The 14557-nt window shown below is 46.9% G+C and carries 10 protein-coding genes and 1 pseudogene; 3 read left to right on the top strand and 8 right to left on the bottom strand.

Annotated features, from left to right (window positions below; genetic code table 11):
- Positions 1-69 precede the first annotated feature (69 nt).
- Complete coding sequence (secA, locus tag RDK53_RS03170; protein ID WP_308513252.1) at positions 70-2772, bottom strand: preprotein translocase subunit SecA; 2703 nt, start codon at positions 2770-2772, stop codon at positions 70-72.
- Between the two features lie 173 nt (positions 2773-2945).
- Here secA and RDK53_RS03165 point away from each other — a divergent pair, with 173 nt between their 5' ends.
- Positions 2946-3341 (top strand): hypothetical protein, encoded by a 396-nt coding sequence (locus RDK53_RS03165; RefSeq protein WP_308513251.1) that lies wholly within the window; start codon positions 2946-2948, stop codon positions 3339-3341.
- Positions 3342-3373: 32 nt separating this feature from the next.
- On the opposite strand, the gene RDK53_RS03160 is transcribed toward RDK53_RS03165, so the two are convergent.
- Positions 3374-4120, bottom strand: a complete 747-nt coding sequence (locus tag RDK53_RS03160) for a GntR family transcriptional regulator (RefSeq protein ID WP_308513250.1) — start codon at positions 4118-4120, stop codon at positions 3374-3376.
- Positions 4121-4395: 275 nt separating this feature from the next.
- Here RDK53_RS03160 and purB point away from each other — a divergent pair, with 275 nt between their 5' ends.
- Together purB and RDK53_RS03150 are read left to right on the top strand one after the other, a co-directional pair.
- Positions 4396-5742, top strand: coding sequence for an adenylosuccinate lyase (purB, locus tag RDK53_RS03155; protein ID WP_308513249.1), 1347 nt, complete (start codon positions 4396-4398; stop codon positions 5740-5742).
- Between the two features lie 56 nt (positions 5743-5798).
- A complete protein-coding gene (locus tag RDK53_RS03150) occupies positions 5799-7211 on the top strand; it encodes a DASS family sodium-coupled anion symporter (RefSeq protein WP_308513248.1) in 1413 nt (470 codons plus the stop codon).
- Positions 7212-7308: 97 nt separating this feature from the next.
- Here the strand turns inward: RDK53_RS03150 and lpxC are convergent, their stop codons facing one another.
- From lpxC to murC, 6 genes and pseudogenes are all read right to left on the bottom strand, one after another.
- Positions 7309-8226, bottom strand: a complete 918-nt coding sequence (gene lpxC, locus RDK53_RS03145; protein WP_308513247.1) for a UDP-3-O-acyl-N-acetylglucosamine deacetylase — start codon at positions 8224-8226, stop codon at positions 7309-7311.
- A 633-nt stretch (positions 8227-8859) separates the two neighbouring features.
- Positions 8860-10026, bottom strand: a pseudogene (gene ftsZ, locus RDK53_RS03140) (cell division protein FtsZ); the annotation flags it as partial.
- Positions 10027-10095: 69 nt separating this feature from the next.
- Entirely contained in the window at positions 10096-11418 is a 1323-nt protein-coding gene (ftsA, locus tag RDK53_RS03135; RefSeq protein ID WP_308513246.1) for a cell division protein FtsA, read from the bottom strand.
- The gene (locus RDK53_RS03130) at positions 11408-12208 is read right to left on the bottom strand and encodes an FtsQ-type POTRA domain-containing protein (RefSeq protein ID WP_308513245.1); all 801 of its coding nucleotides are present in this window, start codon (positions 12206-12208) and stop codon (positions 11408-11410) included. Before RDK53_RS03130 ends, ftsA begins: the two co-directional genes overlap by 11 nt.
- 3 nt (positions 12209-12211) lie before the next feature.
- The gene (locus RDK53_RS03125; protein ID WP_308513244.1) at positions 12212-13162 is read right to left on the bottom strand and encodes a D-alanine--D-alanine ligase; all 951 of its coding nucleotides are present in this window, start codon (positions 13160-13162) and stop codon (positions 12212-12214) included.
- Complete coding sequence (gene murC / locus RDK53_RS03120; protein WP_308513243.1) at positions 13152-14555, bottom strand: UDP-N-acetylmuramate--L-alanine ligase; 1404 nt, start codon at positions 14553-14555, stop codon at positions 13152-13154. Before murC ends, RDK53_RS03125 begins: the two co-directional genes overlap by 11 nt.
- Positions 14556-14557 lie beyond the last annotated feature (2 nt).

The following is a 14557-nucleotide window of genomic DNA, read 5'->3' as shown; positions in this document are numbered from 1 at the left end:
TTTTAAAGTGATCTTTTTATTGTATAAAAAGAAAACCGACCATAAGGCCGGCTTCTTAAAGAAAAACCATTATTTCAGTTTTCCGTGGCAGTCTTTGAACTTCTTGCCGCTTCCGCACGGACAAGGATCATTTCTGCCTACATGAGCAAATTTCTCTGCTTCATCAGCTTCTTGTTCGAACATCGGTCCTTTCAGCTGACCTTCGGACTCATCAACATGAGCTTCCTGAGCCTGCATAGCCTGCTGCTGGGCCTGTTCTTCAGGAGTCGGCTGGCGGATCTGAACGTTCATCAGAACTCTTGTGACGTCCTCACCGACAGTCTGGAGAAGCGCACTGAACAATTCGAAAGCTTCGCGCTTGTATTCCTGCTTAGGCTGCTTCTGAGCGTAGCCGCGCAAATGAATGCCTTGACGAAGCATATCGAGCTGGCTGAGATGTTCTCTCCAATGCTGATCCAAGAACTGAAGAAGAACGTTTCTTTCGAATTCTTGCCAAGCCTCTTTGCCAACCAAAGCAACTTTACCGTCATAGACCTCATTGGAAGCCTTAATAACCATATCCAAAAGTTCTTGATCGTCGGAACTTTCAGATTTTTCAAGAGTAGCTTTCAGCGGAAGATCAAGGTTCCATTCTTCTTTAAGCACTTTTTCAAGACCGTCGAGATCCCATTGCTCTTCAACTGTGTCTTCCGGGACATAGCTGCGGAACAAAGAAGTGAAGAAGCCGTCCCTGAGTTCTTTAACCGGGCCGGATACATCTTTGTTTTCAAGAATTTCATTTCTCAAAACATAGATTTCGCGGCGCTGATCATTGGCAACGTCATCGTATTCAAGAAGCTGCTTACGAATATCGAAGTTTCTGGATTCAACCTTACGCTGGGCGCTTTCGATAGAACGAGAAACAATACCGGCTTCAATAGCTTCGCCTTCAGGGAGACGAAGCTTGTTCATCAAAGCCTGCATCTTTTCACCGGCGAAGATTCTCAAGAGAGGATCTTCCATAGAAAGATAGAATCTGGAGCTTCCCGGGTCGCCTTGACGGCCGGAACGGCCTCTGAGCTGGTTATCAATACGTCTTGATTCGTGACGCTCGGAACCAATAATTCTCAAACCGCCCAGGGCAACTACTTTCTCATGATCCAACTGCCATTGATTCTTGATGGCATCAATCTGAGCTTTCTTTTCGTCAGCAGTGAGATTCGGGTTGTTTTCTACTTCGGAAACAGCTTTGCTGATACCGCCGCCAAGCACGATATCGGTACCGCGGCCAGCCATATTAGTAGCAATAGTGACCATGCCGGGACGACCGGCTTCCAACACGATCTGAGCTTCTTTTTCATGCTGCTTAGCATTCAGAACATTGTGCGGAATGCCCTCTTTGTCAAGCATGTGGCTGATGAGCTCGGAATTCTCAATGGATGTAGTACCTACAAGAACCGGCTGTCCGCGTTTGTAGCAGTCTTTGACGTCATCGAGAATAGCTTTATATTTCTCAGCTGCAGTTCTGTAAACCTTATCCTGTTGGTCATCACGAATCATCTGGCGGTGAGTCGGAATAACAACAGTTTCCAAGCCGTAAATTTCCTGGAATTCGTATGCTTCCGTATCAGCAGTACCGGTCATGCCGGAGAGCTTTTCGTACATACGGAAGTAGTTCTGGAAAGTAATGGAGGCAAAAGTTTGGTTTTCCTGCTGGATCTTCACGCCTTCCTTAGCTTCAACCGCCTGGTGAAGACCGTCGGACCATCTTCTGCCCTGCATCAAACGGCCGGTAAATTCGTCAACAATAATGACTTCACCGTTCTGAACAACGTAGTGCTGATCCTTGATAAAGATTGTATGAGCTCTCAATGCTGCATTGAGATAGTGGAGAAGCATGATGTTCTGAGGAGAATACAAGCTTTGTCCTTCAGGAAGAAGGCCCATTCTGCTCATAATTGCTTCAACTTTTTCGTGACCGGCTTCAGACAACTGAACGGTATGAGCCTTCTCATCCACCCAATAATCGCCCTCGCCTTTTTCTTCTTTCTGTCGAGTCAGCTGATCCGGAATCTTATCGATCTGGACATAAACGTCTGTCTTGCCTTCGGCAGGACCGGAAATAATCAAGGGTGTTCTTGCCTCGTCGATCAAGATGGAGTCCACTTCGTCGACGATTGCAAAGAAGAGACCTCTTTGGCGTCTGGCGTTGACGTCATATTCCATGTTGTCGCGCAGATAATCGAAACCATATTCATTATTGGTTCCGTAAGTAATATCTGCTTGATAAGCGGCCTGTTTTTCTGCATTCGGCTGGTTAGAGAGAATGGTACCGACCGACATGCCCAAGAAGTTATAAACCTTGCCCATCCATTCAGCGTCACGCTTTGCCAAATAGTCGTTAACTGTAACGACGTGTGCGCCTTTGCCGGGCAAAGCATTCAAATAGACGGCTAGAGTGGCGGTCAGAGTCTTACCTTCGCCGGTTCTCATTTCAGCAATTTTGCCGTCATTCAAAACCATACCGCCGATGAGCTGTACGTCAAAATGTCTCATTCCCAGAACGCGCCAGCTGGCCTCTCTTACTACAGCAAAGGCTTCAGGCAAAAGCTTGTCTAAGGTTTCACCGTCAGCGAGTCTCTTTCTGAACTCAACGGTCTTGGCCTTTAATTCTTCGTCACTCAGAGCCTTAATTGAAGGTTCGAGCTTGTTAATTTCTTCAACTTTACGGCGATATTGTTTGATAAGTCTGTCGTTGCGACTTCCAAAAATCTTCGTCAGAAAACTAGCCATTCAGTATTCTCTTTTAATTGAGGGCGTCAATATAGAACCCTGACACCCGATTTCTCACATATAAACTTGGTGATTTTACACTCTATCTTGGTACTTCTTGTCGGTAAATGTGAATTTAACTATTATTGATAAAACGTGTTGAAAAAATCTTTTCTAACTATTTCCGTAACGCAATGATTCCATTTGCAAAAAGAAAAATTTCTGCCTATGACAGATTGAAGAGAACTCCTATTGGAGTTGCGGTCATGAATGCTGAATTAGCCGACAGAATCGCGCGCATTATCAACCCTATTTGCAAACGAATGAATTTGGGTATGGAGATCACCGGAGCACAGTGTTTTTTGACTCGGGAGACGGTTAGAAAAAAAGATAATAACCCGTACGATATCGACCCAAACGAGGATCCGAACTTCGCTTATGAAAACGTTCTCGTTTTAAATCTTCTTTTTCCTCACCCTGCTTATCTCGCGAAATTTGCGTCAATTAAGCCGGAGGTAGAAAACGCTTTAATACTAAACGGAATTACAACGTTAAAAGTCGTAGGCAAAGTTGTCCAGCCTCAGCAGTGAAAGTCACCGCCTTGGCTTCTGATTCTTAAAAATCAAGACAAAAATCCAAAGGAATGCTTTTTGCGATTGACAACAGTAAAAGCAAAACGCTCTGCGGGATGAAAAGATTCTGAGGCCGTTATTGTATTTCCTTCGCGGTCCAAATAGCATCGAACAATTTTCAAAGCCGGTTCTCCCGGTTTCGAATTGAAGTGTTCAGCCACATCCGGGCTCATATGCACGGCCGAAAAAGTTTGTCTTACTTCAGCACATTCAATGTCGAGAAGTCCTTCGATCAAAGACACGATCAGTTCTCTCGGATGTCTTCTCGCTTCCTCAGCCACGTAGGCTATGCTTTTTCTGACGTAGACATAAGTTACAACCACCGGCTCATTTAAGTTTTTATCAGCAACGCGAATATTTTTAAATCTGACCCACGGCTCATTTTCAGTCAAACAGAGCTGTTCGGAGAGCTCTTTTGTTACGAGCACATCCTCCGTCGCCTCTATAAGCCGCGGGAATTGATTGCCGTAGTAGTCAATGGCACGGATGTCAGAGAGTTCATGGAGAAATTTGCCGTTCTGGACTTTGCTTTTAACACGCGTTCCAATATGAGGACGTCTTTCAACAAACTCTGCCTTCACCATGGCATCCAGCGCCTTTCTAACCGTATCTCGACTGACGGAGAGCTGCTCGGCCAGTTCAATTTCTCCCGGGATAAGTGAGCCTACGGGCCAATCGCCGCTTGTAATCTTCGCAACGAGCTTTTCCGAGACTTCCTGCCACAACTTTTTTCTCATGCTTCCTCTTTTGTTGGGATGAAATAGACACAAAACCAAATTCATTTTCTTGTGAACTCACTGGGAATAAGGCTTCTTCTATTTGTTGCCTACATAATATGTCTTATTTGTTTGCCAACATATCACAACTATTTAATTTTTAAAAAGAATATAAACCCTAACCCCGAAAAAGTTTGATCGGCATCAAAACAAATTCATTCTTTTGTACGTACATATCTTCTCTCCAGCACAATGACAACAACCTATTCATTGTTAAGTTTCTTAAGGAGATTAAAGTGCCTTCAACCGCTATCGACAGCCAAATCCACGGATGCATGTTCAGCACCGACGAAATGAGAAAAACTCTGAGTGACGAAGCGTGGGTCCAAAAATGGCTTGACACCGAAGCCGCTCTTGCTAAAGCTCAAGGCGAACTCGGAATTATTCCAAAAGACAAAGCTGACACCATTCAGAAATATGCCAAAGCTGAACTTCTGGATATTCCTTCAATCGGAGAGTTCTACAAAAGTTCCATCACCATTGTTCCTTTGCTGAAAGCCTTCAAGAAGGTCCTTCCTGACAATGCAGGCGAGTTCGTTCACTGGGGTGCCACCAGCCAGGACATTGTTGATACAGGTATTGTTCTTCTTGAAAGAGATGCCTATGAAATCATCCTTCGTGATATAAAGCTTTGCCAAGAATATTGTTTGGACCTTGCCAAAAAGCACCGCAACACCGTTATGTCCGGGAGAACCCACGTTGTACACGCTCTCCCGATTACTTTCGGCTACAAGGCCGCTATCTGGGCCGATGAGCTCGGTCGTGACATCGAACGCTTAGAACAGATCAAAGAGCGAGTTTTTGTCGGTGAAATGGCCGGCGCGGTTGGAACTTTAGCTTCCCAGCCCGAACACGGGCTTGCCGTGCAGAAGAGAATGATGGAAATTCTCGGTCTCAATGTTCCCACAATTGCATGGCACGTTGCTCGTGATAATCAGGCAGAGTTTGTTTCCGTTTTAGCTCTTTGTGCCGGAACCCTCGGCCGCATCATCCATGAGATTCTGACTCTCCAGAGAACAGAAATTCTTGAACTTGAAGAGCCTTTCTTCATGGGCAAAGTCGGTTCTTCCACGATGCCCCACAAGCGCAACCCTGCCGTTCTTGAAAACGTTTTAGCTCTTCTTCGCAACGTCCGTTCTATTGCACCATCCATCGTTGAATCGATGATTAGCGAAAACGAAAGAGACTGGGGATGCTTCCTTTCTGAATGGGAAGCCATTCCGCGCGCTTGCCACATGATGGCTGCAGCCCTCGAAAAATCCAAGAACATTCTCAAAAACTTGATTGTTTATGAGAAGCACATGGAACGAAATCTTTTCAAACAAAAAGGCCTCATGATGAGTGAATGCGTCATGATGCATATGGCTCCACGTCTTGGCCGAATGACGGCACATGAAATCATCTACAAAGGTGCCATGGAAGCTTACGAAAAAGAAATTCCATTCAAAGATGTGCTGATGAATACTCCGGCAGTCAAGGAAGAGTTTACGGAAGAGGAAATTGATCACATGCTCAATCCTCACTCCTACATCGGATTGGCTCCTGAATTCGTCGATCGAGTTCTTGCCAAGTATTCCAAATAATTTCTTTTCATCCGGCTGCTTTACCAGCAGCCGAACCTCAATTCAAAGGTATTTGTATGCCTCAACGTTCAATCAAGCTGTGGCAGGCAGTTGTTCCTGTCCTCGTGTGTTTACTCATATGGCTATATCCGGTGCCGGAAGGCCTAAAGCCTGAAGCTTGGCACATGTTTGCCATCTTCGTTGCAACCATTGTCGGTATTCTTTGCGCTCCGCTTCCGTCAGGCGCCATTATGTTCATTTCTTTGGCGGTCTGTATTTTTACAAATACGCTGACCTTTAAAGCGGCTTTATCCGGTTTTGCCTCCGGCACAGTATGGATGATTTTTGCCGCTTATGTTCTGTCTCTAGGCTTTGTCCAGTCCGGACTCGGCCGGCGCATTGCTTACAAGACACTTTCTTTATTCGGCGGTTCTTCACTTGGCATCGCGTACTCTCTAGGCCTAGCAGATTTGTTCTTAGCACCTGCTATGCCGAGCGTGACAGCTCGTTCCGGCGGCATCATTCTGCCGATTTCAAAGTCTATCAACCAAGTGCTCGACAGTGAACCGGGTCCAAAGCAGAAACGGCTTGGCGAGTTCTTAACCATGACCTGCTTTCAGTTCACACCGATCACCGGCGCTATGTTCATGACCGGTATGGCTGCAAATCCATTGTGCGCGACACTTGCTAAAGAAGGTCTGGGCCTTGAGCTCTCTTGGATTGGCTGGTTCTGGGCTGCGGTTGTCCCATCCATGATTTGTTTCTTCCTGATGCCTCTTCTTTCTTACAAGATTCTCAACCCCGGCTTGAAGAAAACTCCCGAAGCCAAAGTCATGGGAAAAGAACAACTTCTTGCAATGGGTCCGATGTCCTCGCAAGAAAAGAAAGTAGCTCTCGGTTTTATCATCGCGTTATTAGGCTGGGGGACCACAATGTGGACCGGTTATAACGCCAATGCCATCGCTATCGCTCTTGCTGCTTTCTTGTTTGCAACCGGCGCAGTTAATTGGAAAGACGTCTTGAATGATAAGGCAGCTTGGGATACCGTAGTTTGGTTCGGCATCATTATTTCCTTAGCTACCGGCCTCACCTCTTTAGGGTTCATTAAATGGATGAGTGCAGGATTTGCTTCCATGCTCACAGGCATGGACTGGATGGTCGCGTTCGTCCTTCTCGGCTTCCTGTACATCTACCTTCACTATGTCTTTGCCACAGCCTCCGGCCATGTTGCAGCCATGTACGTTCCGTTCTCTATGGTTGCGATCGGCGCAGGAGCTCCTCCGATGATGGTTGCAATCTGTTTTGCAATCTTCTCGAACTTTATGTGGGGAATCACGGAATACGCCGGCGGACCAGGCCCGATCTATTACGGCCAGGGCTACTTCGAAAGACCTCGGTTCTACGGAATCAACTTTGTACTGGTAACCATTAACGTTCTGATTGTTTTTGCCAGCGGTATGCTTTGGTGGAAACTTATCGGCCTCTATTAAGCCTAGAGCAATCTTGAAAACACAGAGGATGCCATCAGGCATCCTCTATGTTTTTGGCGTCTAAAGTTCTTTTGAAAAGTATCAGAAGAACAAATGATCAGATATTTGGAATAACAAGTGCATTGGTAAAGGCAGGAGGGGCCTTTGAGCTGTCTTCAAAAGTCACGAATTCCCAGCTGTCCGGTTCGGACAATAGTTTCCTGAGAAGCTTATTGTTCAAATCATGACCGGACTTGAAGGCCTTGTAATGAGCAACGAGAGGATGTCCTAAAACATACAGGTCTCCCATGGCGTCAAGGAGCTTATGTTTGGCAAATTCGTCATTGGAGCGAAGACCGTCCGGGTTAAGAACGTGGTAATCATCCATCACAACGGCGTTATCTAATGTACCGCCCTGGGCCAAGCCGTACGAGCGAAGCATCTCCAAATCATTGACGAAACCAAAAGTACGGGCTTTGGCGACATCGTTGATATAGGTATGGTTGTCAAAGTCAACTTCGACAAACTGTGCTGTTGCATCAATAGCGGGATGACCGAAATCAATGGCGAAGGACAGCTTATAACCGTTAAACGGTTCTAAGGATGCCCACTTATCACCAGCGTGAATTTCAATTGGCTTTTTAACGCGAACAAATTTTCTTGGTGCGTCTTGTTCTTCAACGCCTGCCGCTTTAATCAAGAAAACAAAGGATGCACCGGAACCGTCCATGATTGGAATCTCAGCACCGTCAACTTCAACGTAGCAGTTGTCAATGCCAAGTCCGGATAAAGCACTCATCAGATGCTCAATCGTTGCAATCTTGGCTTGGCCTTTATCCAGAGTCGTTGCCATACGGGTATCGTTAACTCTTTCAGGTTCGGCTTTAATTGCAACCGGCGGATTCATGTCGATTCTTCGGAAAACAATCCCGGTATCGACCGGGGCAGGACGCAAGGCTAATTTAACTTTGCGTCCGGAATGCAAACCGATACCGACAGTTTCAAAAGCTTTTTTAATCGTTCTCTGTCTAATCACTGAATTAAGTTCCTTGGATTAGTTCTTCTTTCTAAGAAAGGCCGGAATTTCATGTTCGAACTGCGGCTTTTCTTCTTCCTGCTGGGCCTGTTCGGCAGTGTTAGGAACAGAAGCATTGTTGGACCATAGTCCGCTGCCTTGTCCATTGCGAGGATTCAAACTGGCGAAACCTCCTTGGTTGAAGCCCATACCGCTGTTCATCATGCCGAAAATAGTATTGTCTTTGCGTGCTGGAGGCACTTGGAAGCTGTCATCGGGTTGTGCGATTGGTCTTGAAAATGCTCCAGCCGCCCCAAAAGGGCTATGAGCTCCTTGATCCTGCTGAGGATGTTGAGGAGGACGCGGTTCAGCTGCTCTCTGAACTTGCGGTTCCGGCTGAACCGGCTGAGAAGCAGGAGCCTGAGTCTGGGAGAATTGAGAAACAAAGCTCGGTGCATTGGACTGAGGAGCAGCTGCAGGCTGCTGAACAGGCTGAACAACTTGCTTCGGCTCCGGCATAACATTGACTCTGACTTCAGCAATTTCTTCTACCTGTACAGGTGCCGGCTGTTGAACCGGTTCTCTGGGTTCAGAAGCGGGGAAGGGGGCTGCAGTCTGCTGTTTTAACGGGTTAGAAAATCCGGTTGGATTTCTGATTTCGAACGGGTTAACCGGAGGTTCTTGAACTGCCGGCTGGGGTTCTCTAGCCGGTTTTGCAGGCTTGTCCGGCTGACCAAAGAGGTCAACTCCCATCGCTGCAGGAGGAATCGGATCAGTATGGGCCTGAGGCTTCCATAAACCGGCAGCCTGACTCTGAGGAGCAGCAGTCGGTTGAGGTGTCGGAATGGTGTAGCTGGGATCGATTGAATCTTGATCCAAGCCTGTCGCAATAACGGTAACGCGAATCTTATCACCGAGGGTATCGTCATACACACTGCCGAATACAATATTGGCGTCCGGGTCAGCGAAGTTGCGCACAGTTTCCATAGCCATACGGATTTCAGACATCTTAATGGCCTCGCTGCCCGAAATATTGACCAATACACCGCGTGCACCCTTAACATCAAATTCTTCAAGCAGAGGGCAGCTGATGGCTTGAGAAGCTGCCTGCAATGCTCTGTCTTGGCCCTCAGCTTCTGCAGATCCCATCATGGCGGTACCGCGTTCGCTCATCACTGTACGAACGTCTTCGAAGTCTGCATTGACCAAGCCCGGAGCCTGAATAATTTCGGAAATACCTGCTACGGCGTTGTACAGAACTTCGTCGGCACGGGCAAAACATTCACCGATCGTGGCATCCTCGCCAAGCTCCATTTCGAGCTTGTCATTGAGAATAATGATCAAAGAATGAACTCGAGCCTTCAAAGCTTTGATGCCGGCCTCCGCATTTCTCATGCGGCGGTTGCCTTCAAAAGAGAACGGCTTGGTAACAACGGCAACGGTAAGAATGCCCAATTCCTGGGCGACTTCGGCCACGATTGAAGCTGCTCCGGTTCCTGTACCGCCGCCCATCCCGGCTGTAATGAAAACCATGTTTGCCCCACGCAATGCGTCGGCAATTTCTTCGCGAGCTTCATTGGCTGCTTGCTGGCCGACTTCCGGTTTACTGCCGGCGCCTAAGCCAGTGTGCCCAAGCTGGATTTGTATTTCTGCTTCACTTTGGGATAAGGCCTGTCGATCCGTATTAGCAGCAATGAACACCACATTGCCTTTGACCTGTTTACGGATCATATTGTTAATTACATTGCCACCGGCTCCGCCGACACCAATTACCTTAATCAGTGCACCGCTTTCGCCGTTTTCCATCATTTCAAACGCCATCTGCTACTCCAAATTTATGCGGCTTTACCCACATTAAAACTTCTTAATTCTATTAGGAAAATGAATTTCCTAAAAGTTTCCTGTAAACCAGCTTTTCAACATATTTTTTACCGTTGTAAGGCCGCCCTTCTTTCGTGGCGCTCCGCCTCCTCCGTAGTATCTGGCAGTTTCGTCGGCCAGGTAACCGAATAAGGTTGCATACTCGGGAGAGGAAACTCCCGCTAGTTTCTCAGGCAGTGTCTCCGTTGAGAATTTATTAGGTGAATAAAAAATATTTGTTTCATACTCGATAATCGGATAACCGATACGAACGTTGATATATCCCCCGGCCATATATCCGCTGAATACTTCTCTTACCAGCCTTTCTATACCCTTGAGCTGTGCACCGCCGCCGGTTAGAACCACGCCGTAAGAAATCAAGTGACGAAGGTTCTTATCGCGCAGACGGTTGTAAATCGCCTCAAGAATGTCGCGCAGCTTCATATCAATAATTCCCGAGAGGGCTTGTCTTGTCAAGACTCGGTTATGTTCATGCGCAAACCCTGCGTAAGACGGTAAATCATAAGAATCGTTTTTGTCGCAATGCGGATCAAAACGGACATGTCCCATAGAAACTTTGAGATTTTCGGCATCGATTTTAGACAATTGCGTCTTGATAGAAATCTCATTAGTCAAAGACTCTCCGCCTCCCGGGAATACCGCCGTGTACTGAACAGCATTGCCGTAATAAACCGCAACCTCAGTTAATTCAGCCCCAAGGTCGATCAAAATTACACCAAGATTCTTTTCTTCTTGCGTAAGAACGGCAGAAGCCGAACTCAGCGGATTAAAGTTCAAACGGCTTTCGATCAGCTCAAGACCGCTTCTTCGAATAGCTTTACCAATGTTCTGACAAGGAGATGTCTGAGCCGTGATTACATGCAGTTTGGCATCCAAGCGGTTTCCGTCCATACCGACCGGATGATGGTATCCCCATTTAAAATCAATAGCATACTCCTCAGCCAGAACTTGGAGATACCGCATTGACGGCGGCAAACTAGTTTGCTGAACGTTTCTGAAGATTTCATCCACATCAGACTGTTCAATCTCTCCTCTGCGAGTCACGACCGTCATATGAACATTGTCTGACATGATATGGGTGCCTGAAATGCCCGCGGCCACCCTGGATATATTCACATCGGCAGACTTTTCAGCTTCTTCTACGGTTTGTCGAATAGCATCGACCAAAGGATTGATTTCAACTACTACACCTTCTCTTACGCCGACACTGCCGCACACTCCCATCCCGACAATGCGATAAGTTCTGTCGGATAACGGTTGGGCAATTGCACAGGCAATCTTAGAAGAACCTATGTCCAACGCGGCTATTAAGTCATCTGCCTTACTTGGCATCTTTTATCTCCGTTTCCAATACGTCTGAATCGTCCGGTTCAGGTTCTATTTCCGGACGTTGAACAGCTACGCCTTTTGTATACCTTGCGTCAATTTTTCGCGGATGCGCCCCCAAATGGTCCTTCATCTGAGGCATCATATTCAATACTCTTTCCAGCCTCAAACTCATAGCCTGATTTGTATCGCTCCCTTTAAAAACAACTTCAACATTCTTGTCTTCGGAATTTTTGAAAACAAGATACCAACCGCTCATCGGAGTCAGTGTCAGAGACACAATCTTCAATCCTCTCGGTTGGCAGATTTTGTCGAAATCTAAATACTGCTGGTAAATTTTTGCACTTAGTTCAGGCGGTCCGTAGATATGGGGAAGTTCCCCTTCGCTTTCGGCCACCGCCTGGTTTTCTTCAAAAATTACACCGTCTTGCGACAAAACCTCTTGCTCTCCCCACAGCGCTACCGGCTTATGAAGATACAAGAAGATCTTCAGCCGATTCGGCCACTCTCTCTTTACCGAAACATCCTTTACCCATGGAATCTCTTTCAAGGTATCTCGGATCTTCGAGATATCAACCGTAAAGAAAGTTCCGCTGATCTTGCCTTTTAATTTTTCTGCAACAACGGGGGCCGTAATGGCTTCTTGATTGCCGTGAACCACAACATCGATTCCCTTTAACCAAAAAACCGGTTTCTGGATTGCCCACCAGACAGCAAAAACCAGCAGTACGAGGATGATTAAAATCGAGACGAAATCCGTCAGGAAATTAAAAGTTTTATCACTCCACTTGGACATCCACTAACCCTTTAGTGCAGCCCCTTCTGCCACAAGGCAGACCAGTTCCTGATAGCTGAGACCGACGGTCTTAGCGGCTAAAGGCACAAGTGAGTGCGGCGTCATGCCCGGTGCCGTATTGATCTCTAAAAGAACAAAACTGCCGTCAGGTCTAAGCATAACGTCTACTCTTGACCATCCTTGAATTCCTAAGACTGCAGCTGCTTTTTCTACTGCGGCTAAAATAGCGTCTCTGACATCATCTCTGACTGCGGCAGGGCAGATATACTGAGTTTCATCCGAGAAGTACTTATGTTCGTAGTCGTAGTCTCCCTTAGGGGCCACGATTTCAATAATCGGCAGCGCCTTAAGGCCTTGACCGTCATGTTTATCCAACACGGCAACGGTCAGCTCTCTGCCGACCACCAGCTCTTCGACCATTACCTGCATGCCGTCTTCCGTAGCTTTTCTAACGGCTTCCAAAAGAGATTCAGGAGTGGCGTCGTTAATACGATAAAGACCAATGCTGGAGCCTTCTTTGCTAGGCTTCACAATCAAGTTTTTGCCGAGCAGACGAATAATTTCAGCCATATTGCTGTCAGCAGTGACGGTCGTTCCGCGGGGGACAGGGAGACCAACGGACTCCCAGACCTTCTTAGTCATGACTTTATCAATACTGATAGCTGAAGCAAATACGCCGCTGCCTGTGTACGGGAGTTTGATGTATTCCATTAAGCCTTGGATTACACCGTCCTCTCCTCCCTTTCCGTGAAGAATAAGAAATGCTCTGTCATAATCCTTGCTGACGAGCTCTTCTATGTCCTGTTCCTGAGGGTCAAAAACCTCTGCATCAACATTAGCATCACGCAATGCTTTGAGTACGCCCGAACCACTCATCAAGGAGACTTCTCTTTCGGCCGAAGTTCCGCCCATCACAACGGCAACTCTGCCTAATTTTTTTTCTTTACTTGCCATAATTCTTTCCTTTAGCCATTAATTTAGACGGAATACCTCCGATACTGCCGGCACCCATCACTAGCAAAACGCTGTCATCGGACACATGCAATTCAATTTGTTCTTCTACTTCTTCAAGATTGGCGGCAAAAATAGGTTCCACCTTCCCTGCCAGTCTGATTGCTCTGCAAAGACTGCGGCTGTCAGCTCCGACAATCGGTTCTTCCCCTGCCGGATAAACTTCACACAAAATCAGCTTATCGACCGTAGAAAGCACTCTTACCAGATCTTCGAAACAATCGCGTGTACGAGAATAGCGATGCGGCTGGAATGCCAAAATAATTTCTTTATCCGGATAGGCTCCGCGCGCAGCCTTAATTGTGGCAGCCATCTCCGCCGGGTGATGACCGTAGTCATCAACCACCAAATATTTCTTCCCTTCTTTTGTCTGGGCTTGGCCCCAGATAGAAAATCTTCGTCCAACACCCGTGAATTCCGTCAGGGCCTGTTGAATCGCCTCAACCGGAGCTTCCACCGAAAGGGAAACGCCGATTGCTGCAAGAGCATTTAAAACGTTATGCATTCCGGGAAGATTCAATACAATTTCAAACGGTTTCACAGGGAACTTAGAAGTCTCCACTGTAAATTTCATCTGAGTACCTTCGGCACGAATATTGGTCGCTCGAATCTGCGCATCTTGTCCGAATCCGTATGTAATAACCGGTTTGGAAATCTTCGGCAAAATAGAGCGGACATTTTCGTTCTCAATACAGACGACCGCTTTTCCATAGAAGGGTAGACGCATTGTGAAATCAATGAACGCCTGCTTCAGTTTATTGATGTCGTGGCCGTAAGTATCCATATGGTCGGCATCAATGTTGGTTACAACAGCCACTACAGGGGTCAGATACAGGAAGGAAGCGTCGGACTCGTCTGCCTCCGCCACAATAAATTGACCTTTTCCTAATTTTGCATTGGAGCCGGCGGCATTTAACCTTCCGCCAATCACAAAAGTCGGATCAAATCCTGCAGTCTTCAGAATGGAAGTAACCAAAGAAGTCGTTGTCGTCTTTCCATGCGTTCCCGCAATAGCAATGCCGTTCCGCAGTCTCATCAGCTCGGCAAGCATGATTGCACGGGGAACTACCGGGATGTTATTTTCCTTAGCGTAGACAACTTCCGGGTTGTCTCCGTGCACGGCGCTGGAAATCACAACTACATCGGCATCGCCAACATGCTCTCCCGAATGGTTATAGAAAATACGCGCGCCTAACCTTTCCAGACGTTCCGTCGCAGCATTGGCCTTCAAATCTGATCCGGAAACTTCATAACCAAGGTTTAACAAAACCTCAGCAATACCGTTCATGCCGGTTCCACCAATGCCAACAAAATGTAGCCGTTTGACTGCAAACATGC

Source organism: uncultured Turicimonas sp., from assembly GCF_902477955.1.
Classification (GTDB): domain Bacteria; phylum Pseudomonadota; class Gammaproteobacteria; order Burkholderiales; family Burkholderiaceae_F; genus Turicimonas.
Note: the sequence above shows the minus strand (reverse complement) of the source record. Positions and strands in the feature narration are given on the sequence as shown.